At 41.3% G+C, this 22119-nt stretch carries 31 protein-coding genes, 3 pseudogenes and 1 riboswitch; of the genes and pseudogenes, 30 read left to right on the top strand and 4 right to left on the bottom strand.

Annotated elements, in window-relative coordinates:
• From ABPH35_RS06515 to ABPH35_RS06430, 18 genes and pseudogenes are all read left to right on the top strand, one after another.
• Positions 1-108, top strand: a pseudogene (locus ABPH35_RS06515) (IS30 family transposase); the annotation flags it as partial.
• Positions 109-243: 135 nt separating this feature from the next.
• Positions 244-480, top strand: a complete 237-nt coding sequence (locus ABPH35_RS06510; RefSeq protein ID WP_349988904.1) for a YneF family protein — start codon at positions 244-246, stop codon at positions 478-480.
• 119 nt (positions 481-599) lie between these two features.
• A complete protein-coding gene (racE, locus tag ABPH35_RS06505; RefSeq protein WP_349988905.1) occupies positions 600-1394 on the top strand; it encodes a glutamate racemase in 795 nt (264 codons plus the stop codon).
• Complete coding sequence (locus ABPH35_RS06500) at positions 1391-1771, top strand: hypothetical protein (protein WP_349988906.1); 381 nt, start codon at positions 1391-1393, stop codon at positions 1769-1771. Before racE ends, ABPH35_RS06500 begins: the two co-directional genes overlap by 4 nt.
• 42 nt (positions 1772-1813) lie before the next feature.
• Complete coding sequence (locus ABPH35_RS06495) at positions 1814-2803, top strand: nucleoside-triphosphate diphosphatase (protein WP_349988907.1); 990 nt, start codon at positions 1814-1816, stop codon at positions 2801-2803.
• Positions 2773-3303, top strand: a complete 531-nt coding sequence (locus ABPH35_RS06490) for a metallophosphoesterase (protein WP_349988908.1) — start codon at positions 2773-2775, stop codon at positions 3301-3303. The genes ABPH35_RS06495 and ABPH35_RS06490 overlap by 31 nt, the downstream gene beginning before the upstream one ends.
• Complete coding sequence (cbpB, locus tag ABPH35_RS06485; protein WP_349988909.1) at positions 3300-3749, top strand: cyclic-di-AMP-binding protein CbpB; 450 nt, start codon at positions 3300-3302, stop codon at positions 3747-3749. The genes ABPH35_RS06490 and cbpB overlap by 4 nt, the downstream gene beginning before the upstream one ends.
• A gap of 5 nt (positions 3750-3754) precedes the next feature.
• The gene (gene xerD, locus ABPH35_RS06480; protein WP_349988910.1) at positions 3755-4492 is read left to right on the top strand and encodes a site-specific tyrosine recombinase XerD; all 738 of its coding nucleotides are present in this window, start codon (positions 3755-3757) and stop codon (positions 4490-4492) included.
• The gene (locus ABPH35_RS06475) at positions 4482-5207 is read left to right on the top strand and encodes a segregation/condensation protein A (RefSeq protein ID WP_349988911.1); all 726 of its coding nucleotides are present in this window, start codon (positions 4482-4484) and stop codon (positions 5205-5207) included. The genes xerD and ABPH35_RS06475 overlap by 11 nt, the downstream gene beginning before the upstream one ends.
• Positions 5185-5760 (top strand): SMC-Scp complex subunit ScpB, encoded by a 576-nt coding sequence (gene scpB / locus ABPH35_RS06470; RefSeq protein ID WP_349988912.1) that lies wholly within the window; start codon positions 5185-5187, stop codon positions 5758-5760. The genes ABPH35_RS06475 and scpB overlap by 23 nt, the downstream gene beginning before the upstream one ends.
• Entirely contained in the window at positions 5747-6478 is a 732-nt protein-coding gene (locus ABPH35_RS06465) for a pseudouridine synthase (RefSeq protein ID WP_349988913.1), read from the top strand. The genes scpB and ABPH35_RS06465 overlap by 14 nt, the downstream gene beginning before the upstream one ends.
• A complete protein-coding gene (gene yidD, locus ABPH35_RS06460; protein WP_349988914.1) occupies positions 6475-6717 on the top strand; it encodes a membrane protein insertion efficiency factor YidD in 243 nt (80 codons plus the stop codon). The genes ABPH35_RS06465 and yidD overlap by 4 nt, the downstream gene beginning before the upstream one ends.
• Positions 6718-6966: 249 nt before the next feature.
• Positions 6967-7509: a TrmH family RNA methyltransferase gene (locus ABPH35_RS06455; protein ID WP_368849678.1), complete on the top strand. Its 543-nt coding sequence runs from the start codon at positions 6967-6969 to the stop codon at positions 7507-7509.
• 170 nt (positions 7510-7679) lie between these two features.
• A riboswitch (FMN riboswitch) is annotated at positions 7680-7792 on the top strand.
• 109 nt (positions 7793-7901) lie between these two features.
• Positions 7902-8468: pseudogene (locus ABPH35_RS06450) on the top strand (ECF transporter S component); the annotation flags it as partial.
• A 21-nt stretch (positions 8469-8489) separates the two neighbouring features.
• On the top strand, positions 8490-9140 hold the full coding sequence (locus ABPH35_RS06445) for a phosphatase PAP2 family protein (protein ID WP_368849677.1): 651 nt from the start codon (positions 8490-8492) through the stop codon (positions 9138-9140).
• 407 nt (positions 9141-9547) lie between these two features.
• Positions 9548-9715 carry a KxYKxGKxW signal peptide domain-containing protein gene (locus tag ABPH35_RS06440; protein WP_349988917.1) on the top strand — a complete coding sequence of 56 codons (168 nt, stop codon included), beginning with the start codon at positions 9548-9550 and terminating at the stop codon, positions 9713-9715.
• Between the two features lie 120 nt (positions 9716-9835).
• The gene (locus ABPH35_RS06435) at positions 9836-10342 is read left to right on the top strand and encodes a hypothetical protein (RefSeq protein WP_368849676.1); all 507 of its coding nucleotides are present in this window, start codon (positions 9836-9838) and stop codon (positions 10340-10342) included.
• A 65-nt stretch (positions 10343-10407) separates the two neighbouring features.
• Entirely contained in the window at positions 10408-11079 is a 672-nt protein-coding gene (locus ABPH35_RS06430) for an LPXTG cell wall anchor domain-containing protein (RefSeq protein ID WP_349988919.1), read from the top strand.
• Between the two features lie 113 nt (positions 11080-11192).
• On the opposite strand, the gene ABPH35_RS06425 is transcribed toward ABPH35_RS06430, so the two are convergent.
• The 3 genes from ABPH35_RS06425 to ABPH35_RS06415 form a co-directional block, all read right to left on the bottom strand.
• Entirely contained in the window at positions 11193-12995 is a 1803-nt protein-coding gene (locus ABPH35_RS06425; protein WP_349988920.1) for an acyltransferase family protein, read from the bottom strand.
• Positions 12985-13413: an MORN repeat-containing protein gene (locus tag ABPH35_RS06420; protein WP_349988921.1), complete on the bottom strand. Its 429-nt coding sequence runs from the start codon at positions 13411-13413 to the stop codon at positions 12985-12987. The genes ABPH35_RS06425 and ABPH35_RS06420 overlap by 11 nt, the downstream gene beginning before the upstream one ends.
• Before the next feature lie 80 nt (positions 13414-13493).
• A complete protein-coding gene (locus ABPH35_RS06415) occupies positions 13494-13913 on the bottom strand; it encodes a low molecular weight protein-tyrosine-phosphatase (RefSeq protein ID WP_349988922.1) in 420 nt (139 codons plus the stop codon).
• A 168-nt stretch (positions 13914-14081) separates the two neighbouring features.
• On the opposite strand from ABPH35_RS06415, the gene ABPH35_RS06410 reads away from it, so the two are divergent.
• The 12 genes and pseudogenes from ABPH35_RS06410 to ABPH35_RS06355 all read left to right on the top strand — a co-directional run bounded on the left by ABPH35_RS06410 (position 14082) and on the right by ABPH35_RS06355 (position 21756).
• A complete protein-coding gene (locus ABPH35_RS06410) occupies positions 14082-14597 on the top strand; it encodes a Dps family protein (protein WP_349988923.1) in 516 nt (171 codons plus the stop codon).
• Between the two features lie 157 nt (positions 14598-14754).
• A complete protein-coding gene (locus ABPH35_RS06405; protein ID WP_349988924.1) occupies positions 14755-14931 on the top strand; it encodes a hypothetical protein in 177 nt (58 codons plus the stop codon).
• A gap of 13 nt (positions 14932-14944) precedes the next feature.
• On the top strand, positions 14945-15829 hold the full coding sequence (locus tag ABPH35_RS06400) for an ABC transporter ATP-binding protein (protein ID WP_349988925.1): 885 nt from the start codon (positions 14945-14947) through the stop codon (positions 15827-15829).
• A complete protein-coding gene (locus ABPH35_RS06395; protein ID WP_349988926.1) occupies positions 15826-16554 on the top strand; it encodes an ABC transporter permease in 729 nt (242 codons plus the stop codon). Before ABPH35_RS06400 ends, ABPH35_RS06395 begins: the two co-directional genes overlap by 4 nt.
• A gap of 1 nt (position 16555) precedes the next feature.
• Positions 16556-17662: a sensor histidine kinase gene (locus ABPH35_RS06390; RefSeq protein ID WP_349988927.1), complete on the top strand. Its 1107-nt coding sequence runs from the start codon at positions 16556-16558 to the stop codon at positions 17660-17662.
• Positions 17643-18242, top strand: a pseudogene (locus tag ABPH35_RS06385) (response regulator). The gene ABPH35_RS06390 and the pseudogene ABPH35_RS06385 overlap by 20 nt, the downstream one beginning before the upstream one ends.
• Positions 18243-18759: 517 nt before the next feature.
• Positions 18760-18939, top strand: coding sequence for a hypothetical protein (locus ABPH35_RS06380; protein WP_349988928.1), 180 nt, complete (start codon positions 18760-18762; stop codon positions 18937-18939).
• Between the two features lie 53 nt (positions 18940-18992).
• A complete protein-coding gene (locus ABPH35_RS06375) occupies positions 18993-19205 on the top strand; it encodes a YqgQ family protein (protein WP_349988929.1) in 213 nt (70 codons plus the stop codon).
• A gap of 3 nt (positions 19206-19208) precedes the next feature.
• Positions 19209-19592 (top strand): rhodanese-like domain-containing protein, encoded by a 384-nt coding sequence (locus tag ABPH35_RS06370; protein ID WP_349988930.1) that lies wholly within the window; start codon positions 19209-19211, stop codon positions 19590-19592.
• A 110-nt stretch (positions 19593-19702) separates the two neighbouring features.
• Positions 19703-20242: a 16S rRNA (guanine(966)-N(2))-methyltransferase RsmD gene (rsmD, locus tag ABPH35_RS06365; RefSeq protein ID WP_368849675.1), complete on the top strand. Its 540-nt coding sequence runs from the start codon at positions 19703-19705 to the stop codon at positions 20240-20242.
• Positions 20232-20720, top strand: coding sequence for a pantetheine-phosphate adenylyltransferase (gene coaD, locus ABPH35_RS06360; RefSeq protein WP_349988932.1), 489 nt, complete (start codon positions 20232-20234; stop codon positions 20718-20720). Before rsmD ends, coaD begins: the two co-directional genes overlap by 11 nt.
• Positions 20707-21756 (top strand): SepM family pheromone-processing serine protease, encoded by a 1050-nt coding sequence (locus ABPH35_RS06355; RefSeq protein ID WP_349988933.1) that lies wholly within the window; start codon positions 20707-20709, stop codon positions 21754-21756. Before coaD ends, ABPH35_RS06355 begins: the two co-directional genes overlap by 14 nt.
• A gap of 55 nt (positions 21757-21811) precedes the next feature.
• Here ABPH35_RS06355 and ABPH35_RS06350 read toward each other — a convergent pair.
• Positions 21812-22119: IS30 family transposase (locus tag ABPH35_RS06350; RefSeq protein ID WP_368849674.1), on the bottom strand; the 308-nt coding region annotated here is incomplete at its 5' end.

The following is a 22119-nucleotide window of genomic DNA, read 5'->3' as shown; positions in this document are numbered from 1 at the left end:
AAAAATGCGACGCAACAACAAGTCGCATTTATTGAAAACTGGATTAACAACTATCCAAAGAAGATATTGGGTTACAAATCTCCTAGAGAATTTTTACAGACTGGCTAACTTGAACTTGAAATTTAGCACGAAACTTTCTTCATGCGTTTGTCGTGGATTTTGACAGGTAAGTATTGGAATTTCCCCGTAAATTTGGTATAATAGGGAGAATTGATTTTGTAATTTAGAAAATAGGAGATAGATATGAATCTAGGTCTTGCAATCGTCTTAATCATCGCAGCCTTCGTTGGTGGTGTTGCTTTAGGAATTTACCTTTCACGCAAACAGGTGGAAAACTACATCGCTGATAAGCCTGTTTTAGATGAAAATGCCCTCCGTGCTATGATGAGCCAAATGGGTCAAAAACCAAGTGAAGCCAAAGTACAACAAGTACTTCGTCAAATCAAGAGTCAACAAAAAGTTGCAACAAAGAAAAAATAATCAAGTGGGGGAAGTGGGACACCAGTCGAAATGTCGGAAACATCGGCTGTCCTCACTCTCCCATTTTTTAATTAGTGTGAGCTTCTCTTATGAGGAGTTGCACTCAATAAGGAAAAAGTATGGATAATCGACCTATTGGATTTTTAGATTCGGGTGTGGGTGGTTTGACCGTTGCGCGTGAATTGATGCGCCAGCTTCCCCATGAAGAAATCGTGTATATTGGGGATTCGGCCAGAGCTCCCTATGGTCCACGCCCTGCTGAACAAATCCGAGAGTACACTTGGGAATTGGTTCAGTTTTTACAAACAAAAAATGTCAAGATGATTGTCTTTGCCTGTAATACAGCAACGGCAGTTGCTTGGGAAGAAGTCAAGGCCAAGTTAGACATTCCTGTTCTCGGTGTGATTTTGCCGGGAGCATCATCGGCGATCAAGGCTTCAAGGACAGGAAAAATCGGTGTCTTAGGCACCGCCATGACGATTCAGTCAGACATCTATCGAGAAAAAATTCAGGCTTTATCACCTGATACGGAAGTTACGAGTCTGGCCTGTCCGAAATTTGTTCCCTTGGTGGAGTCAAACAATTATCAGTCAAGTCTGGCAAAGAAAGTGGTCTATGAAACGCTTCAAAGCATGAAAGGCAAAGCCGATACGGTCGTGCTAGGCTGTACTCACTATCCCTTGCTCCGTCCCATTATCCAAAATGTTTTGGGGCAGGATGTGACCCTGATTGATAGTGGGGCAGAATGCGCACGGGACATCTCTGTCTTACTCAATTATTTTGAAATCAACCACAGCAGAACCGCAGAGCAACCGCAACATTTCTTTTATACGACAGCTAGTCCAGCTGCCTTTCGGGAAATTGCGGAAAATTGGCTCGGAAAAGATACACAGGTGGAGCATGTAAGCCTATGACAGAAAAGATTTATGAATACAAGGACGACCAAGATTGGTATGTCGGTAATTGGCAAGGGCATAATCTCATAGCTGGTATGGGTGATTTGCGCCTCCATGATTTATTGCCGGGCTTTGCTTCTATTGTAGAAGGAGAAGCAGAACACTTCTCAGAAGAAGCTTGGGATGCTGGAGGATACGATGTTGCTGTAATCCGTTATTCTTCGGTCTTTCGATTGGTCAGCTTCATCATCGACATCATCAATGACAATACCGAGCGCAATCTTGAAGTGGTCGAACACCAAGGTGCGATCTTGGTAGTAGAAGAAGGCCGTTTGCTCTATATTCATCTGCCCAAGGGAGGAATAGAACTAGAAGAGTTTTGGCGTAAACCGTAACAGATAGTGCTTTCGACTGGAAAGAAGGGAAGTTTAGAAACGATGACAGAAAAAATATACGAATACAAGGGTGCCAATGATTGGTATGTTGGCACATGGGATGAGTTTAGCCATTTGACGTGTTTTGGTGATGATGAGAAGTTTGATGCTGTTCGGACACGGTTTCATCAGTTACTGGAGCAACTATCTATAGAAGGCTTGCAGGTTCATGTGGTGAAGATGACATCTAGCTTTTCTTTTTTGAAATTCCTTATTCAGATGATTCAAGAAAAATATGGGCGGGATTTGTCTGTTGTGCAGCACAAGGGAGCTGTTCTTGTGATGGAAGGCCAGCAGATTGTGGATATTCATCTGCCACAAGAAGGCATTTCTTCAGATAGCTTTTTCGGTCAGGTAGATGTGCCGACGGCTGTTGGTGATACCATTTTAATTGCGACCAAAAACGAGGGAAAGACGGCTGAATTTCGTCAGTTCTTTGAAAAATTGGGTTACAAGGTAGAAAACCTGAATGCTTATCCAGATCTTCCAGATGTGGCAGAAACAGGGACGACATTTGAAGAAAATGCCCGTCTCAAAGCAGAAACGATTGCCAATTTGACAGGCAAAATGGTACTGGCAGACGATTCGGGTCTCAAAGTTGACAAACTCGGTGGTATGCCGGGTGTCTGGTCAGCCCGTTTTTCAGGTCCTGACGCGACCGATGCAAGGAACAATGCCAAATTGCTCCACGAATTGACCATGGTCTTTGAACCTAAAGATCGCTCAGCCCAATTCCACTGTACTTTGGTTGTAGCGGCGCCAGATGTGGATAGTCTTGTAGTCGAAGCAGATTGGGATGGTTATATTGCGACAATTCCGCAAGGAGAAAATGGTTTTGGTTATGATCCCCTCTTTTTAGTTGGAGAAACAGGTCGGACAGCAGCCCAGTTGAGCTTGGAAGAAAAAAATAGCCAGTCTCACCGGGCTCAAGCACTCAAAAAATTATTGGAGGTATTTCCAGTATGGCAAGAACAGAACCTCAAACACTCCTAGTCATGAGTGATTCGCACGGCGACCGTGCCATTGTCCAAGAAGTAAAAGAACGCTATCTAGGAAAGGTCGATGCGATGTTTCATAATGGTGATTCAGAGTTGGATGCTAAGGATTCTCTCTGGGACGGCATTTACGTGGTCAGAGGAAACTGTGACTATGACTCTGCTTATCCTGACCAACTGGTAGTTCAACTGGGAGATGTGACGATTGCACAGACCCATGGGCATTTGTATGGGATTAACTTTACTTGGATGCGCCTAGATTATTGGGCAGAAGAAGTAGGGGCGGATATTTGTCTGTATGGCCACTTGCATGTTCCTGATGCAACGGTGCGAGGCAAAACTATCTTTGTCAATCCTGGCTCCATTCGTCAACCACGAGGAATCATTCAAGAATGTCTCTACGCCATTCTAACAATTTTTGAGGACCATATCCATATTGACTATTACAATCGCGACCACCAAGTCTATGCTCCCTTAACAAAGGATATTCCCAGATGATTACACGTGAATTTGAAACCTTTCTTCTGGCGCAAGAAGAAACCTTTTTGACTCCGGCGAATAAATTGGCGGTGATTATCGATACACATAATATCGATCATGCTAAGCTCTTACTTAGCCACATGACCTACTCACGTGTCCCTGTGGTCACCGAAGACAATCAATTTGTCGGGACAATCGGCCTGCGGGAAATTGTCAAATACCAGTCTGAAAATGAATTGACAGATGAGCAGCTGCACATGGATATTTCCCTCATTGTGAAAAAGGATGTCGCAACTGTTGGAGTCTCTTATCACCTAGAGGAAGTCATGCGAAAATTGGTGGATCAAGCCTTCTTACCAGTCGTTGGTGAACAGGGAGAATTTCTCGGCATTATCACCCGCAAGTCCATTTTAAAGGCGGTAAATGCTCTTCTACATAACTTTACATTTCATTCAAAAGGATGATGGAGATGACAGACTATATTCAGTCCTTTCTAGCGACGAAACAGCTATCAGACAACTCAAAAACAGCCTATCTCTATGATTTGCAGCAATTTCATACCTATTGTCATACAGGTATTAATCCGACGACACTAGCTTTGTACCAAGGCTTTTTACAAAATCTAAAACCAACGGCACAAAAGCGAAAACTGTCAGCAGTGAATCAATTTTTATACTATTTATATGAAAATGGGCAGATTGACCGTTTTTACAAGGTGAAAGCAACTCAACAACTGCGACAACGTACATCAACTGCTAGCGTAGAAGATTTGTCTTTTTTATGGGCAGACAGTCAGTATAAAGAAGGGCAGCGGATTGCTCTCTTGATGGCCTGTTTGGGCCTGCTTCCCAGTGAGTTAGCAATCATTAAACAAGCAGATATAGATGCTTCTTTTCAGGTGTTGACGGTTGTGAAGGCTGGCCAAAAGCGAATTCTGCCCTTATCCAATTCGCTACTTCCGTATGTGGAGGAGGGTGAAGGAATTTACTTGTTTGATAAAAAAGGAGCCAGCTATTCACGTCAATGGTTTTTTAACCGTTTATCAGAATTTCTAGAAGAACAAGGAAAATCAGAATGGACGGCTCAAAAACTACGGGAACAGTTTATTCTTAGTCAGTTGGAGGCTGGAAAGGATGTGGCTGCTATTGCCAAACACTTGGGTTTGAAAACAACAGCTAGTCTAGAAAAATACAAACATGGATATTAAATTAAAAGATTTTGAAGGCCCCCTTGATTTACTCCTTCATTTGGTGTCCAAGTACCAGATGGATATCTACGAGGTTCCTATTACTGAAGTTATTGAGCAATATCTGGCCTATATTGCAACCTTGCAGGCTATGCGTTTGGAAATTGCCGGGGAATATATGGTGATGGCGAGTCAACTCATGCTCATAAAAAGCCGTAGGCTCTTGCCAAAAATGGTCGAGCAAGAAGAAATTGTCGAGGATCCTGAGCAAGAATTGCTATCGCAATTGGAGGAATATCGAACCTTTAAGGCGCTCAGTGAGAAATTGAAAGAACAGCATGAGGAGCGCGCTCATTATTTCTCCAAACCAAAATTGGAATTGATCTATGATGATGTCACATTGGTTCAAGATAAGTCGGTGATTGATATTTTTCTCGCTTTTTCTAAGATAATGGCAGAAAAGCAGGAAGAATTGCGGACAAGCCATACAACCATTGCTCGTGATGAATACAAAATAGAAGACATGATGGAGCAGGTTCGGAGCTACCTTCAAAAGGAAAAGCGCTTGGCATTGCACCAATTATTTGCTGAGAGTCGAGACATGAATCAAGTCATTACGCTCTTTTTGGCCACGCTAGAAATGGTGAAAAGTAAGGAAATTACCATGGAGCAAACTGAAAATTTTGGAGAGATTTACGTAATAAGGAGTGAAGATGAGTCGATTAGCCGAGATTGAAGTCCTCTTATTTGTATCAGGAGAAGAAGGTTTAACGGTACGAAATATAGCAGAAATGCTTGATTTGCAACCATCTGCCGTGATGCAGCAAATTGAAAAATTAAGGGAGAAATACCAAAGCGATACTCAGTCAGGATTGGCAATTTTGGAGTCCTCCAATCGCTATAAATTAGTGACCAAAAAAGACTATGCAGAGCTGTTGCGGATTTATGCTAAAACGCCAATCAATCAGTCCATGTCGCGAGCATTACTTGAAACCCTATCGATTATTGCTTATAAACAGCCGATTACGAGGATTGAAGTAGACGACATTCGGGGTGTCAATTCAAGTGGAGCAATTAGTAAGTTGCAGGCCTTTGACTTGATTCGGGAAAATGGAAAAAAGGAAGTGCTAGGTCGTCCGAACCTATACATTACAACCGATTATTTCCTTGATTACATGGGGATTAACCATTTGGATGAATTGCCGGATGTATCAGAGCTTGATTTGGTCGATGAAGAAAGCGAATTGTTCGTAGAAAGAAAAGAGATAAAAGAAAATGAGAATCAATAAGTACATTGCACACGCTGGTGTGGCTAGTCGTAGAAAGGCAGAAGAGTTGATTAAGCAAGGCTTGGTGACGATCAACGGTCAAGTGGTGCGTGAGCTTGGCACAACCATTAAGTCTGGGGACAAAGTCGAGGTTGAGGGGCAACCAATTTACAATGAAGAAAAGGTCTACTACCTTCTCAACAAGCCTCGTGGGGTGATTTCAAGTGTGTCAGATGACAAGGGCAGAAAGACAGTGATTGACCTCTTGCCCCATGTCAATGAACGGATTTATCCTGTTGGGCGCCTAGATTGGGATACATCTGGGGTGTTGATTTTGACTAATGATGGTGATTTCACAGACGAAATGATTCACCCTCGGAATGAGATTGATAAAGTCTATGTGGCACGTGTCAAAGGAATTGCCAATAAAGAAGTTCTACGTCCTTTGACTCGTGGTGTTGTGATTGACGGTAAGAAAACCAAACCGGCTGTTTATACTATTCTAAAAGTAGATCCTGTCAAAAATCGTTCAGTCGTTGAATTGACCATTCATGAAGGGCGCAATCATCAGGTCAAAAAGATGTTCGAAGCAGTTGGTTTACAAGTTGATAAGCTCTCTCGAACTCGCTTTGGAAACCTTGATTTGACTGGTCTTCGTCCGGGGGAATCCCGTAAATTGAACAAGAAAGATGTCAGCAAACTCCATACCCTTGCTGTCACAAAGAAGCAGAAATCATGACTCGTATCTTGATTGGTTTGGTGCGTTTTTACCAGCGCTTTATCTCGCCCCTTTTTCCACCTAGTTGCCGCTATCAACCCACTTGCTCTAACTATATGATTGAAGCACTTCAAAAGCATGGTCTCAAGGGATTTGTAATGGGAATAGCCCGTATTTTTCGCTGTCATCCCTTTGTTGAAGGAGGTGAGGATCCTGTACCGGACCATTTTACGCTGAAAGGCCACCCAAAAATAGACTAGGACGTGCTTTCCGAACGAAAATAAGGAAAATGATTGAAAAATGCAGGATTTTCAATCATATCGCTTGACGGCTCACCTTGCTTGCGTTATAATAAGAACAAGATTTTCATTGATTTAAATCAAACCTGTTGTGATTTAAGTGAATGAAATCATCATTCACCATGCTGTTTGCTGAGCCTGACTCCGAGCAGTGTGGCTATTTTTTTGCAATGAGACATTGATAGGACGAAGAGAGTACGAGGAAAGTCGATGAATATTGAAGAATTATCCTACCAAGAAGTACAGCCACGCAATCATGTGGTCCTGTTTGAACCACAAATTCCACAAAATACAGGGAATATTGCCAGAACCTGTGCAGCGACCAACAGTCCCTTGCACATTATCAGACCAATGGGCTTTCCGATTGATGATCGAAAAATGAAACGAGCTGGTTTGGACTATTGGGATAAACTAGATGTCCGATTTTATGATGGCTTGGAAGAATTTATGGGTCAGGTAGGAGAAGGCAAGGTGCATTTGATTTCTAAGTTTGCTGAAACGAGCTATTCTGATGAGACTTATAACGATCATGCCGACCATTATTTTATCTTTGGTCGTGAGGACAAGGGATTGCCAGAGGACTTTATGAGAAAACACCCTGAAAAAGCACTTCGTATTCCCATGAATGATGAGCATGTCCGTAGTTTGAATGTGTCAAATACCGTCTGTATGATTATTTATGAAGCTTTGCGCCAACAGGCATTTGCAGGCTTGGACCTGGTCCACCAATATGAGGCAGACAAGCTGAAATAAGCGTTAGCTGTATAGCAGAGACTTGCGTTGGCAAGTCTTTTTTGGTATCATGAGTGTGGTTAGTGAAGTTTTCACTAGCTATACTCTATACAAATTGAAATGTGACTAGAGACTGGACTTGCAGTTAAAAATGTGAGCGAAGAATGTCAGATGTTGATTTTTAGATGAGTATCAGTCTTCGGGGCAGGGTGCAATTCCCTACCGGCGGTGATAGTCCGCGAGCGAAAGCCGATGTGGTGAAATTCCACAACCGACAGTATAGTCTGGATGGGAGAAGACGGAGAACGATTGCTTTGTAGCTGACAAGGCGAGGAAGGCTAGTTAATGCTTTCTGCTATTTTTGATAGGTGCAAAGGATTGATTTCCCACTTCTCTAATTTGTTAAAAATTGGAGGAAGAAGATGACACATACACGTAAAATGGCTCTGATTGCCATTCTTTCAGCAGTTTCTTTTCTGCTCATGTACCTAAAATTTCCCTTGATTCCGTCCGCGAGTTTCTTGGAAATTGACTTTTCCATTATTCCGATGCTGATTGGAATGTTGGTCTTAGATTTAAAATCTGCTTTTACCATTTTGTTGATACGGACAATTCTCAAGTTCTTGTTCAATAATAGTGGTCCGTCAACAGTCATTGGTTTGCCGATGAATATTGTGGCACTTGCTGTATTTATGATAGCTTTCTATGTGATTTGGAGCAAGAAGCAAACGATTCAGCAGTATATTCTGGCTTCGATTGTCGGAAGTGTTGGTTTGACGCTTGCGATGCTGTTTCTAAATTATATCTATGCGATTCCAGCTTATGCGACATTTGCAAATTTTGATATTCGTGAGATTTTAGGTGTTCGCAATTACTTAGTTGGAATGGTATTGCCCTTTAATCTCTTGCAAGGCCTGCTCTTTTCACTTGTTTTTTATCTGGTGTATCGTGCTGGTCAACCTATTTTACGAAAAGGATAGAAATAAGAATCTCACTCTTGTATGAAAAATAAATCATTCTACTTTCGAAATGCTTCTTTTACGGCTCTCTTATTTGTGATTCTAGGGTATTGTGTGAAATTTTATCCTCAACAATTGGTGAGCTTTGATAATAGCATTCAAACAGCTCTGCGTGGGGATTTCCCAGCACTTGCTACTCAGTTTTGGACCACTGTTACCTTGCTGGGTAACGTAACAGTTTTGCTACCCATTAGTTTGCTCCTTGCCTTCTTTTGTTATAAGAAGAAATGGAAAATGGAGAGTTACTTTGTTCTTGCTAGTTTTGCGGTGATGGGAGTCCTATCGACAGCCCTGAAATATGTCTACCAACGCCCAAGACCGAGCATTGAATGGCTGATTGATACAATTGGTTATTCTTTTCCAAGTTGGCATGCAGCATCGACCCTGATGATAGCAGGTGTTATGGTGATTTTTATTCAACAGCATCTCAAGCAACCTCTCTTAAAACGCTTCACACAGGGAGGACTGATTATTCTTGCTAGCTTGGCTGGATTATCACGAATTTATGTTGGTGTCCATTATCCAACGGATATTATTGGTGGTTGGCTATTAGCCATTACCCTTTTACAAATCCTGTTTCCATTTTATGACCAATTGCGGTTTACATGGAGATTTCAAGGAAAACAGAAATAAAAAATAGGAGATTGGGAAAAGCACCTAGTATCCTATTTTTTTGTTACAGATACATGGTCTATTCGATAAGGAATAGCGCAGCTTATACTCAATGAAATTCAAAAATACCAGCTTATCTCTCATTTATAATCCTAAAAAATATAAATTGGTTGCATTGACAAAGTTAGGACAGTGCTTGCGTCCGCACTATCTAATAAAGTATCGAAAAATGCTCATTTTGCTAGCAATAGAGTATTAGACTAAAATGTACCTATTTTGGATGAACATTTTCAAAGTATACCTAGGGGTACTGAAAATATTGATTTGAAAACATTTACAGGGATAAAAGAATTCTCATTTCAAAGTAAATTTGATACAACAGTAAAAATAATTTTGAAAAAAATAATAAATTTATAAGGATGGAATTTATGAACCGCAAAAAGTTCAATCGAGAATTTGATGAGATTGATCGCAAGAGTCGCGTCAAATTACATAAATCCGGTAAAAATTGGGTGCGAACGCTTATGTCGCAACTTGGTTTGTTGCGTGTCTTGGGAAGCAAGAATGCCGCAGAGCAAGTTGTTGTAGACCGATAATTCAGATGTGATTGAGTCAAATACGGCTGCTTATTTGAAAGCACTCGTCTCTCTTGGAGTCGTCGGGGGGGGGGGACGTTATTAACACAAACACAGGCCTACGCTGAAGAAGTACCGCAAATGGAAAAAGAGCTGTCGGATCAGACAGAAGGAATTGTTGCAGGTAAGGATACAGTCGTCCTGTCTAGAGAAGAAGCCATTGATTCAACTTCTGAATTAGAGCCTGTTCCTAACTCAGATTCAGAGTCTCTTACGACAAGTGACACAAGCTCTCTTTCAGAAAGCGAGTCTGTGAGTACATCTGCATCAACAAGTGCGGTGGTGTCTGAAAGTACCTCCATCTCAGCATCAGTTTCTGCATCTGCGTCTCTTTCAACTAGTGAATCAGTTAGCGCGTCAATTTCGACCAGTGAGAATGTCTCAATGACGATAATCGATTCTGCATCAGCAAGTGACACAGAATCGGCAGCAGCACAGCTGGAATCACTCAGTGCAACAAGCGAGTCAGTGGGTTCAACAGTGTCTTCGATACCAGAAGTTTCAGAAGATACAACTGTTGTAAACTCTAACTTTTCAGCTGAAGCAGTAGCACCTAAGACTCTGTTTCGGCCAGTACGTCTGCTTTAATGAGTACCAGTCAATCATTAAGTACAAGTGCTAAGCTTAGTGAAAGTATATCAACGAGCGCTAAATTGAGTGCCAGTGTCTCAACAAGTCAGTCGTTAAGCACGAGTGCAAGCGTCTCGACCAGCCAGTCGTTAAGCACGAGTGCAAGCGTCTCGACTAGCCAGTCGTTGAGTACGAGCGAAAGCATGTCGACTAGTCAATCGTTGAGCACGAGTGAATCTACCAGCACAAGTACAGGTATAGGTACTGGTATTAATGAGAAGCCAATTTTGAGTCTTTCCCTTTCAGAAAGCCTCAGCACAAGTATTAGTGAATCACTAGCAGCTTCAGAATCAGCTAGTGCAAGTATCTCAGCATCGATGAGTGCCAGTGAATCTATTAGTACCTCAGCTTCAATCAGCGCAAGTGTGTCGACCAGTCAGTCTTTAAGTACCAGTGAATCTACTAGCACAAGTACATCAATAAGTGCAAGTATCTCAGAGTCGACGAATGCCAGTGAGTCATTCAAACCATCAGAATCAATGAGTGATCAGCCGTCGGAAAGTCAGTCAGAATCAATGTCGACAACGACCTCTGAATCTGCAACTAAATCTGAAGTGATAGCACCATTAAACGCTAAGTTGCCTCAGACAGGTACAGAAGCAAATAAAGGTGGTCTTATTGGAGGATTGAGTGCCTTAGCAGCTTTAATAGCATTCAAGCGCAAGAAGAAAGAAGATGGAGTAGTTGATGACTAACATCATCTATGATGCAGATTGTAGTAAAAGAACGATGAGATCCCTCATCGTTCTTTTCTTTAAAAAAGGCAAGGGAGAATCCCAAGCCTTCATGTATTGGATGGATAGCAGTGCTAGTTTGTTTTTACAGGTTGTTTCTCTGCTTGTTCTATCGCAGATTGAATAGTTTGAGCAAAGAGTGTTGCGCCATCTGTTGCCAGATTAAAGTGGACAAGGTCGGTATTTGTCCAAATATGTGGATTTTCTTTGGCAACCCGGTACCAATCTGCAATGCTGATGTAGTTGTATTTCTTTGCTAGTTGGCGTTCATACTGTCCGATTTGATAGGCAAGGGCTTGGCCAGAAGCGTTATTCCCATCATAAGGTGTGACAAAAATTAGTCGATGTCCTTTTGGAAATTGTTCTACAAGATTATCTAATAGCTCGTGATAATTTTCGCTTGCATTGGTCCCCAGCGCAATCACGACATTTTCTTTTAATGAGTGACTATTTTGATAGAGCTGGACGAGCTTGTCTGCCTCAGATAGGTTTCGGCTAACAGCCCCATCTAACTGGGCCTTTGGTAGTAGAGATTGGATACCTTCGCTTGCACGAACGCTGACAGAGTCACCGATAATGGTGATTCCTTTTTCTACATTATAGTCAGTCGCTTGTGCATTTTCAGCTGCAGAACGGGTAGAAATCATCTGGCGTTCTGCTTGATAGAGATTGTTTACGAGTGATTCACGTTCAAAGTTTCCTAATCGTGGTGCAAAAAGGCTGATTCCGAAAGCAGTAAATGCTAAGACAACACCAGTCGACCAAATCCATCTTGTGTAAGGTGTGAGGTCAATTTCTAGACCGAGCAATTTCCCTCTTCTTCCAGCCAAATATGGTTCAAGGAGATAGAAAGAGAAGGTTGCAAAAATGATTGAAAACAGGAGGGTTAATGCGACAGCTAACACATGAGGAAGCAACTGTGAAAGGATAATATAAAATGGCCAGTGAAAGAGATAGACACCGTAGGAGATATTGGAAAGGAAGAGCAAAATAGCAGGTTCCTTAATCTGTTCTGTCTTTTCATGCAAGACCCGAACCCCATAAATCATGGCAGCTGTAGCTAGACTTGAAAGGAGAAATCCAAATAGGTAAGTCCAGATACTGTTGAATGTCAAAAAGAGAAGGAGTAGCAACTCCACGGCCAAGCCACCTGCAATGACAGACAGTACCCGTTTTAAGTTCCATTTGGCAATCACTCTTTCAAATGGTCGAGTAAGCTTTTTTAGTCCAGTTAAACTAGCCAGAACGCTTCCTAAAAAGAAAGGGAAAATATGTGTTAGGGTAGAAAAATAAATGGTCGAGAAACTTTTAACAAAAAAGCTCGAAATGAACATGGCAAGAAAGCTACTCAAAAAGAGGAAGCTAGAGGTGAGGAAGACCATTCCGCGGAGGTGCCCAATGGTTTTGGCAAATCGTGTCATTCCCCAGATAATCAAGGCCCACAGTACATAAAACTGAGCCTCGATGGCTAGACTCCAAGTGTGGAGAAAGAGATGGGGGGTGAATTGATTTTCATAGGAACCCCCAGCCAAGATTTCAAAGAAATTAGTCATGAATCCTAGAGCAGCCATCAACTGGCGACCAATGCCAGCTATGAAATCACTACGTACGAGTAAGGCTAGCGGTGTTGTAATGAGAAGGGTAAAGACGACTGGTGGGAAAATCCGATAAAAACGTCGCTGGAAAAATCCTTTAAAATCGATTGTTTGATGCTTGGCATATTCATCTAAAAATAAGGCTGTTGTCAGATAACCCGATAGGGTGAAAAAGAGGTCTACACCGACAAAGCCACCAGGGAAAAAGGAGATATAGAAGTGATAGAGTAAGACAAAGAGCATCCCAATCACTCGGATTGCTGAAAACCATTTAATTCGCATGTTGATAAATTCCTTGCTTGAATGTTCCTTCGTAGACAACCTTTTCTTCAGTGGTTAGTTTGCCCTGCCCTTCTGCGATGCCATTTTTAAACTGCCCTTCGTAGGTCCAGCCGGCCGCAGATGTAAAGATTCCCTTGCCATTAAAACTACCATTTTTGAATTGTCCTTCATATTTGTCACCGTTTTCGAAGGTCATAGTACCTTTTCCAGACATTTTACTTGCGACTACTGCACCATGATAGGTGATTTTTCCGTTGTCGAGAGTTAAAGTCTGCTTGATGGGAATTCTACCTAAAAAGACAGATGAGGCACACAGAAGAATGAAGACAATGCTAGCTTTTTCGATATTGCTTCTGGTGAGGTAAGATTTTGTGTCTTTTAAGTCGATTGTTTGAAGATACTGTAGTAACTGATTCATGAGAGTTCCTCTTTCTCGTAGTTCTTTCATTTTATCATTTTTTAGACTTTCTGGCAAAGAGAGTTCATTAAAAAAATCGCCTATAAAAGACGATTCTTCCAAACAATACAGCCTTCTATTACTATCTGATATGTTTCTTCGAAATCCCCTGTGTACCAAGGGTCTGGCACACTTTGTGTAGCAAAAGGATGAATTTTTGGATGCAACCGCTCTGGTAACATGTTTTTTAAATCAGCGATATTTTGGTTATCCATACCGATAATATAATCCGCTTTTTCTGCAGTTTCTAATGTGATTTGTTGAGATGTTTTTTGAGAATTGTAGGGGATGTGATACTGTTGAAAGATAGCTTGTGTTCCTCTGTGAATCGGATTGCCATGTTCCCATGAAGAAGTTGCACGGCTTTCAATAAGCAGCTGATCTGTGAGATTTTTCATGACAAATTCAGCCATTGGGCTGCGACAAATATTGCCAAGACAGACGAAGACGATATGTTTCATTGGATTCTCCTTTGCTTTTCTAATCTCTATTATATCTTATTTTGTCAAAAAGTGAGGATTATTATTTTCTGTGAATTGTGGAACTTTTCTCATAAAGTTTCAAATGCTTGCAATTTCTACCATCTTTATTTATAATGATTATAAATAAGAGAAAGTAGGTATGACCTCATGATAAACAAATTTTACCAATCTCCAGCTGAAATTGCGAATTTTGGAAAACCACAGCCTGAACCAGAAACAAAGGCTCTTTTAAACCAAGCAGTTGCTGACTTGTCAGTTGCTCATTCCATTCTCCACCAAGTACACTGGTACATGCGCGGGCGTGGATTTCTTGTATGGCATCCAAAAATGGATGACTATATGGAAGAATTGGATAGCTACCTTGATGAAATGAGCGAACGCTTGATTACTTTGGGCGGAGCACCGTTTTCTACCTTGAAAGAATTCAGCGACAACAGCCAGTTGAAAGAAGTATCAGGCGATTATAGTTTATCTATGGAAGCTCAATTGGGGCGTGTCGTAGAAGTCTTCCGTTACCTTGTCGGACTTTTCCAAAAAGGACTGGATGTGACCGATGCAGAAGGAGACGATGTGACAAATGACATCTTCAACGGTGCAAAAGCTAGTCTTGAAAAACACATCTGGATGCTCCAAGCAGAGCTAGGACAAGCACCGGGCTTGTAGAATAATAGTAGGGATAGATATTTGTAAAACCAGCACGACGAGTGTTGGTTTTTTGTCTGCCATGATATGACATTTGTCATTTCTTCTAGTGACAAATCTATCTAGTGAGAAAAAGGGAGAAGGAGTATACTGGCTATAAAGAAAAAAGGAGAATGTCATGAACCAGTGGACTATAAAAGTCATTGTCCTAACCCTTGCAGGAATGCTCACCTACCATTTTATGGGGAGTCAATTTGAGGGAGGTTTCCTGTGGGAAGTTTATGCAACTTTTGGAGTTGCTGTTTATGTATTGGAGAAGGTGAGTCAGCTTGTTAACAAACTTATGAAAGTATAAAAGGAGGCAAAAAATGACTATGATTGATGTGAAAAAGATTTCAAAGAGTATCAAAGGAAAGCAGATTTTACAGGATGTGTCCTTTGAAATTGGTGAGGGTGAGTGTGTTGCTTTGATTGGGCCAAATGGGGCAGGAAAGACTACCTTAATGTCCTGTTTATTGGGGGATTGGTTTGTGACAAGTGGCAGCATCGCGATTCAGGGAAGGAAAGTGATGGATGCTGCTTTAAAGAAGGTAGTTGGGATATTACCACAGGAAAATGCAGTTCCTACGGCTCTCAAGGTTAGCGAGTTGATAGCCTTTTTCCAAGCAATTTATCCAAATTCCTTGTCGAATCAGGAAATTGATGCCCTTCTGCGATTTTCTCCTGAGCAGAAAAATCAACTGGCAGAAAAATTATCGGGTGGTCAAAAGCGCTTGTTGTCGTTTGTGTTCACCTTGATTGGTCGTCCGTCCATTCTCTTTTTAGATGAGCCAACAACGGCTATGGATACGTCAACTCGCCAGCGTTTCTGGGAAATTGTTCATCATTTAAAAGATAGCGGTGTGACTATTGTTTATTCTTCGCATTATATCGAAGAAGTCGAGCATACAGCGGACCGTATTTTGGTCTTGCACCAAGGAAGATTACTGCGGGATACGACTCCTTTTAAAATGCGATCTGAGGAGAGAGAAAAGCAATTCACCATTCCAAAAGAGTATCGAGCGGTAGTGGAATCGTGGGAGAATGTCTATGGCATGGAAGAAAGTCATGATAGAATCCATTTTATGACCAAAGAAGCAGCTGTGGTCTGGCAAGCCCTACAGGAAGTCAACTGTCCAATCATGGAGATTGAAATGACCAATAAAACCCTACTCAATACCCTATTTGATACGACCAAGGAGGACGCACAATGAAAGCTCTATTAAAGATTGAATACCTCTTAACCAAGCGGAATGTGTTTGGCTTTATTATGGGAATTGGCATGCCTATCCTCTTTTTCCTCTTATTTTCTTCTATGTTTGATTCCTCCTATGGTAATGTAGCTGCGTTAACGAGAAATTATTTGCTGACGATGACGGCTTTTAGTATGAGTAGTTTTGGCTTATTTAGCTTTCCAAGCATGCTGGAAGAGGATGTGAGAAGTCGCTGGCTCTTGCAGCTTCAGCATTCTCCCTTGCCTCTTTCCCAGTATTATCTTGCCAAAGTGTTGAACGTCTTAGTTTCTTTTGTTATATCGATTATAGCCAATTTTGCAGTGGGTGCGATTTTTCGAGATGTGCGGATGACGGCAGAACAGTGGATTCTCTCAGCCCTCTTATTGCTCACAACGAGTGTAGTCTATTTGGCGATTGGTTTGGCATTGACGCTATTTAAAAATCGACAAACTTCGTCCGTTGTTGCTAATCTTTTGTATTTCGTGTTGGCTATTTTTGGTGGCAGTTGGATGCCCTATGAAGTCTTGCCTACATGGATGCAGTCTGTGGCACATTTTACCCCGTCCTATTATGCCAATCAACCAGTCCTCCGCTATATCAATGACCATCATTTGCAATTCTCCTCTTTACTAATGGTCTTGCTGTATACCATAATAATAGTAGGTCTAACATTAGTACTGAAAAAGAAACAGGAAGTGAGATAAGGTGAGATTGCTGCATAAGTTCAAACAAATCCATATCATGTACTATGTATCGTTACTGTATTTGGTTTTTCCCTTTTACTATTCGCTAAGCGGTGACTATCCATTCTATATCTTTTGGTTGACGATTTTGTTTATGGTCGCTTACCTTGGTATTGTGATGACGGAACATCCGCTAGTAGTCAATCTCTTTTGGCTTTATCTCTGTTTTTATGTACCTTTCGTCACCTTCAATGGAAGTCCGAATATTTCCATGTTCAATTTTTTCTTATCAAATATTCTGGTTTGGCGTTTTGAGGACGATAAGCCAACGGGATTTCGCTATGTGAGCTTCTATCTTGTACTCTTTGTCACTCTGTACCCTATTCTGGCTGATACAGATATTGCGACACAACTTTTTCTCCTAATCATGGATGTGGTCTGTCTTGGTATGTTGTATGCCATGAGGCAGGTTATCAAGCGAACAAAGATCGAAAAGGAATTGACTGCAAAAAATGCCTCAATCAACCTGCTTCTAGCTGAAAATGAACGCAATCGGATTGGGCAAGACTTACACGATACCTTGGGGCATGTCTTTGCTATGTTGAGTGTTAAGAGTGAATTAGCATTGACCCTTATGGAACATGGCGCCTATGAAAAGGCTCAGAAAGAAGTACAGGACTTGCGTGCTATTGCTAAAGATTCGATGCAGGAAGTCAGAGAAATTGTCCAAGCTCTAAAAGTACACAGTCTGGAGGAAGAATTGCAGATTTTAGGAAATATGCTTGAATTAGCAGGCATTACCTTGATTGTTGAGAAAGAAGAAGTAGAGATTGGAAAAGAGCAAGAAGCTGCCTTGACCATGGCCCTGCGTGAATTGGGTAATAACCTCATTAAGCATAGTCAGGCAAGCCAATGCCGCATTTACTTGCGTGAAAAAGGGGAGAGAATTCAGGTTCTGATAGAAGATAATGGAGTTGGTTTTGAACAGGTCACTGGAGAGGAATTACATTCCATTCGTGACCGCTTGATTCGCTACCAAGGTAGGGTAGAAATTATCTCTTTAAAGCAGCCGACTCAGATTCAGCTAGACATTCCGAAAGGAGACGCAAATGAACATTCTCGTTGCTGAAGACCAAAGTATGTTGTGGGACGCACTCTGCCAGCTCTTGGAATTACAGGGCAGTGTAGCCCAAGTATTTCCAGCCAAAAATGGCTTAGAAGCGCAAGCTATTTTACAAAAGGAAAGGGTAGATGTTGCCATTTTAGACATTGAAATGCCTGAGATGACAGGTCTGGATGTCCTTGAATGGGCAAAAGAGGAGTTACCGAGCTTAAAAGTGATTATGGTGACAACCTTCAAGAGGCCGGGTTATTTTGAACGTGCGATTCGAGCAGATGTGGATGCCTATGTACTGAAATAACGGAGTATTGCTGAATTGATGCGGACTATTGAGCGGGTGCTCCAAGGCCAAAAAGAATACTCGCCTGAGCTGATGGAGAGCTTTTTCACCATGAAAAATCCCTTAACTAAACAGGAACAAATCCTACTCCAAAAAGTCGCACAAGGCCTATCTAACAAAGAAATTGCCGACCAAATGTACCTCTCAAACGGAACCATTCGTAACTATATGTCTACCATCCTCAGCAAATTAGATGCCGAAAACCGCACCGAAGCCGCTAACACCGCCAAAGAAAATGGGTGGATGTAACACTCCGGGGGAGTGTTACAAGTTGGAGATAGGAGAAATGAAGTTTCTTTCATTGCAGTCGGTGAACTATTGTAAGTTGGAAATAAAGGAATCGCAGGTTCTGTCATTGTAGTTCAGTAGATTGTTAGAGGTTGGAAATAAAAGAAGCGTTTTGTCAGTAAACTATAGGAGGCTATTATAAATGGAACATGCGACGGTGTTGGCAGTTTTTACTTCTCCTTATATCTGACATCGTATGGTTTTCACTAAGAACCTGTATTCACAACTCAGCAACTCTATTCAGAGCTTATTTTTCGCTATTCATCGTTGATTTTTTTCGAAATACAGTCAGTATTCCTTCAAAAAAACGCCTTGATTATCGTAAAATAAGCTCCCGATTAGAATGACTTCGCTTATGAATACAGGTTCTAAGTGTTGGTTGAACGTGATGAACTTGTTTTTTAAAGGAATATGTGATATAATTCTGGATAGGAATACGTTTTCACATTTTGGTTACTAGAGTGTTTGGAGGATTGCTATGAAACATCTGACTATTTTGTTAGCTTATTTGGCTACTTGGGCCTTGCTGGCTCGATTTTTCCCAACAGGATATTCAATTATCCAACAGGTGTTATGGTGGGTACTGCTCATTATGGTAGGTCATCGGCTTTACATAATCGTCAAAGCCTATATTCGCTTTAAGAAAGAAGAGCGATAGTCTATTTCTCCTTTTCAATTGCAATATTGGTCAAGTTTTGCTACACTTTTTCTATGAAGAAACTTTATGATGTGCAACAGTTATTAAAGCAATTTGGAATCATCATTTATATGGGAAATCGCTTGTATGATATTGAGATGATGCAGATTGAACTGCAGCGGATTTATGAGGCGGACTTGCTTGACCGCGTGGAGTATATGGAAGCTGAATTGGTCTTAAGACGGGAACATCGTTTGGAATTAAACTATCAAGGGAAAAAGGAGTAGAAAATGTCAACACTTTATGTATTACTATTGTTTGTAGCTGTATTGGGGGCTTGGATGGGCTTCAATTATTGGCGTTTACGCCGAGCAGCCAAGGTCGTTGAGAATCATGAGTTTGCGCAGAAAATCTACAGTGGGCAACTGATTGATTTACGGGAGCCGACAGAATATCGTAAAAAACATATTATGGGGGCACGTAATATTCCCTATCAGCAATTAAAGCAAAGCCTTGCTGCCCTTCGTAAAGATAAGCCAGTTTTGTTGTATGAAAATGACCGTGGACAATTTGTGACACAAGCAGCTCTCTATTTGAAAAAGCAAGGATTTAATGATATTTACATTCTGAGCTATGGTCTAAATAGCTGGGATGGAAAAGTGAAAACGAACTAAACGGAATAGAGTTGAAAGAGAGCAGGCATGCTCTTTTTGTCTTTTTTAATGAAGACTTGTAGATATTTTTTACAGCTAAGATTGCTAGCAGTTATGCTATAATAAGAACTATGAGAATTATTTCTGGAAATTATGGTGGCAGACCGCTCAAAACCTTGCCAGGTCAGACGACACGCCCGACTTCGGACAAGGTGCGTGGCGCGATGTTTAATATGATTGGTCCCTATTTTGACGGAGGCCGTGTTTTAGATTTGTTTGCAGGAAGTGGTGGCTTGTCTATTGAGGCTATTTCGCGCGGAATGGACCAAGCCGTGTTGGTGGAACGAGATCGACAAGCGCAGTTAATTATTGCAGACAACATTCGGATGACCAGGGAAGCTGAGAAGTTTCAATTATTGAAAATGGAAGCCCAGCAAGCCTTGCAAGTGGTGCAAGGTCCCTTTGATGTCGTTTTTTTAGATCCTCCGTATGCTAAGGAAACGATTGTCGAAACCGTTACAGTCTTGTGTCAGAAGAATTTACTGGCAGAAGAGGTCATGGTCGTCTGTGAAACGGATAAGCAGGTTGAACTCCCAGAAGAAATTGCCGACTTGGGTATCTGGAAAGAAAAAATTTATGGAATTAGCAAGGTAACAGTCTATGTCAGATAAAGTCGGACTTTTTACAGGGTCATTTGATCCACTTACAAATGGACATCTGGATGTGATTAAACGGGCTAGTCAGTTATTTGATGTCCTGTATGTTGGTGTGTTTGTCAATCAGCATAAAAAAGGTTTGCTTGCTAGTTCAGAGCGGAAGCGTTTGATTGAAGAAGTAGTAGCGGACATGCCGACGGTTAAGGTTTTGGTTGCACAAGATCAATTGGTGGTTGATGTGGCACGAGAAATCGGTGCGAGCTATTTAGTGCGTGGACTGCGCAATGGGATTGATTTGGAATACGAATCGAGTTTTGATTTTTACAATCGTGCATTAGCTCCCCAACTAGAAACCATTTATCTCTTGGCTAAGCCAGAATACAAGTTTGTCTCGTCTAGTCAGGTCAGGGAATTGTTGCAGTTTCACCAAGACATTAGTCCGTATGTGCCAGAAATTATTAGCAAGGAATTACAACAGAATGAAAAAAAATAAAAAATTACTCCTGATTCTCTCGATTGTTCTATCAACTGTCCTTTTATGGGCAGCCGTTTTCTTCCCCCTTCCCTACTATATCGAAAGCCCTGGCGGAGCATCTGATATTCGAACTGTCTTGACAGTAGATGGAAAGAAAGATGACAGATCAGGCTCGTATAATTTTGTTTATGTCCAAGTCAAACCCGCTACTGCGTTTCAACTCTTACTTGCTGCACTGGATTCCCATTCGGATATTATTCCAAAGGAAGAGTTGGCGGGTGGAGCAAATAGCGAGGAATTTTACCGAATCAGCCAATTCTATATGGAAACCTCTCAAAATATGGCTAAGTATCAGGGATTAACTCTAGCCAAAAAAGACACTTCTTTAGAATTTTTCGGAGTTTATGTCCTCAATGTGACGGAGGATTCGACCTTTAAACAGATTCTGAATATTGCGGACACAGTTGTGAGTGTGAATGGCAAGACATTTAAGAGTTCTCCTGAACTCATTGACTATGTCAGCAGCTTAAAACTAGGCGACGATGTTGAAGTAGGTTATCTCAGTTCTGGTAAGGAATTGACTGCTAAGGGAAACATTATCAAACTCGAAAATGGAAAAAATGGGATTGGAATTGGCCTAGTTGACCATACCGAGGTTAAAAGTAGTGAAAAGATTGATTTCCAAACTGGGAATATCGGTGGTCCGAGTGCAGGTTTGATGTTTACACTTGCCATTTACACACAGCTAGCTGATTCTGATTTGCGGGACGGACGAGTGATTGCGGGTACTGGAACGATTGAGCAAGACGGCTCTGTCGGTGATATTGGCGGAGCGGATAAGAAGGTTTTGTCTGCTGCTAAAGCTGGGGCAAGTATCTTCTTTGTTCCCAATAATCCTATTGATCCTGAAATCTTAAAACAAAAACCAGATGCTAAAACGAATTATGAGGAAGCAATGGAAGCTGTGAAGAAAGATAAATTGGCTATCAAGGTTGTGCCGGTGACCAATGTCCAAGAAGCGATTGATTATCTGAAAAAAACAAAGGATCAATAGGCTCTTTTTCTTCACTATCTAGAGAATATGAGAATGGCCAAATTTCAAGTCCAAGTTAGCCAGTTTGTAAAAACTCACTAGGAGATTTGTAATCTAGTATTTTCTTTGGATAGTTATTAATCCACTTTTCAATAAATGCAACTTGTTGAGTAGTTGCATTTTTACTTGCCTTAGGTAACCAACGACGGATGAGTCTATTATGATTTTCATTGGTTCCTCTCTCCCAAGAGGAATAAGGATGGGCATAATAAATGTGCTCAGGGTCAAAAACATCTGATAAGCGACTGAATTCAGTACCATTATCCGCTGTGATAGAGTTTATGGGATAGTCTTTGAGAATAGTTTTGAGAGCACGATTCACTG

It is taken from the genome of Streptococcus handemini, assembly GCF_040984445.1.
Classification (GTDB): Bacteria; Bacillota; Bacilli; order Lactobacillales; family Streptococcaceae; genus Streptococcus; species Streptococcus handemini.
Note: the sequence above shows the minus strand (reverse complement) of the source record. Positions and strands in the feature narration are given on the sequence as shown.

Excerpts from the sequence above, each read along its gene's own strand:
- xerD (WP_349988910.1), top strand. The coding sequence starts at position 3,755 with ATGACAGACTATATTCAGTCCTTTCTAGCGACGAAACAGCTATCAGAC.
- ABPH35_RS06510 (WP_349988904.1), top strand. The coding sequence starts at position 244 with ATGAATCTAGGTCTTGCAATCGTCTTAATCATCGCAGCCTTCGTTGGT.
- ABPH35_RS06425 (WP_349988920.1), bottom strand. The coding sequence starts at position 12,995 with ATGCGAATTAAATGGTTTTCAGCAATCCGAGTGATTGGGATGCTCTTT.
- ABPH35_RS06490 (WP_349988908.1), top strand. The coding sequence starts at position 2,773 with ATGGCAAGAACAGAACCTCAAACACTCCTAGTCATGAGTGATTCGCAC.
- ABPH35_RS06495 (WP_349988907.1), top strand. The coding sequence starts at position 1,814 with ATGACAGAAAAAATATACGAATACAAGGGTGCCAATGATTGGTATGTT.
- ABPH35_RS06500 (WP_349988906.1), top strand. The coding sequence starts at position 1,391 with ATGACAGAAAAGATTTATGAATACAAGGACGACCAAGATTGGTATGTC.
- ABPH35_RS06420 (WP_349988921.1), bottom strand. The coding sequence starts at position 13,413 with ATGAATCAGTTACTACAGTATCTTCAAACAATCGACTTAAAAGACACA.
- ABPH35_RS06475 (WP_349988911.1), top strand. The coding sequence starts at position 4,482 with ATGGATATTAAATTAAAAGATTTTGAAGGCCCCCTTGATTTACTCCTT.
- ABPH35_RS06410 (WP_349988923.1), top strand. The coding sequence starts at position 14,082 with ATGATAAACAAATTTTACCAATCTCCAGCTGAAATTGCGAATTTTGGA.
- ABPH35_RS06405 (WP_349988924.1), top strand. The coding sequence starts at position 14,755 with ATGAACCAGTGGACTATAAAAGTCATTGTCCTAACCCTTGCAGGAATG.
- yidD (WP_349988914.1), top strand. The coding sequence starts at position 6,475 with ATGACTCGTATCTTGATTGGTTTGGTGCGTTTTTACCAGCGCTTTATC.
- ABPH35_RS06375 (WP_349988929.1), top strand. The coding sequence starts at position 18,993 with ATGAAGAAACTTTATGATGTGCAACAGTTATTAAAGCAATTTGGAATC.
- ABPH35_RS06435 (WP_368849676.1), top strand. The coding sequence starts at position 9,836 with ATGGAAAAAGAGCTGTCGGATCAGACAGAAGGAATTGTTGCAGGTAAG.
- ABPH35_RS06465 (WP_349988913.1), top strand. The coding sequence starts at position 5,747 with ATGAGAATCAATAAGTACATTGCACACGCTGGTGTGGCTAGTCGTAGA.
- cbpB (WP_349988909.1), top strand. The coding sequence starts at position 3,300 with ATGATTACACGTGAATTTGAAACCTTTCTTCTGGCGCAAGAAGAAACC.
- rsmD (WP_368849675.1), top strand. The coding sequence starts at position 19,703 with ATGAGAATTATTTCTGGAAATTATGGTGGCAGACCGCTCAAAACCTTG.
- coaD (WP_349988932.1), top strand. The coding sequence starts at position 20,232 with ATGTCAGATAAAGTCGGACTTTTTACAGGGTCATTTGATCCACTTACA.
- ABPH35_RS06440 (WP_349988917.1), top strand. The coding sequence starts at position 9,548 with ATGAACCGCAAAAAGTTCAATCGAGAATTTGATGAGATTGATCGCAAG.
- ABPH35_RS06370 (WP_349988930.1), top strand. The coding sequence starts at position 19,209 with ATGTCAACACTTTATGTATTACTATTGTTTGTAGCTGTATTGGGGGCT.
- ABPH35_RS06380 (WP_349988928.1), top strand. The coding sequence starts at position 18,760 with ATGAAACATCTGACTATTTTGTTAGCTTATTTGGCTACTTGGGCCTTG.
- scpB (WP_349988912.1), top strand. The coding sequence starts at position 5,185 with ATGAGTCGATTAGCCGAGATTGAAGTCCTCTTATTTGTATCAGGAGAA.
- ABPH35_RS06445 (WP_368849677.1), top strand. The coding sequence starts at position 8,490 with ATGAAAAATAAATCATTCTACTTTCGAAATGCTTCTTTTACGGCTCTC.
- ABPH35_RS06400 (WP_349988925.1), top strand. The coding sequence starts at position 14,945 with ATGACTATGATTGATGTGAAAAAGATTTCAAAGAGTATCAAAGGAAAG.
- ABPH35_RS06395 (WP_349988926.1), top strand. The coding sequence starts at position 15,826 with ATGAAAGCTCTATTAAAGATTGAATACCTCTTAACCAAGCGGAATGTG.
- racE (WP_349988905.1), top strand. The coding sequence starts at position 600 with ATGGATAATCGACCTATTGGATTTTTAGATTCGGGTGTGGGTGGTTTG.
- ABPH35_RS06355 (WP_349988933.1), top strand. The coding sequence starts at position 20,707 with ATGAAAAAAAATAAAAAATTACTCCTGATTCTCTCGATTGTTCTATCA.
- ABPH35_RS06415 (WP_349988922.1), bottom strand. The coding sequence starts at position 13,913 with ATGAAACATATCGTCTTCGTCTGTCTTGGCAATATTTGTCGCAGCCCA.
- ABPH35_RS06455 (WP_368849678.1), top strand. The coding sequence starts at position 6,967 with ATGAATATTGAAGAATTATCCTACCAAGAAGTACAGCCACGCAATCAT.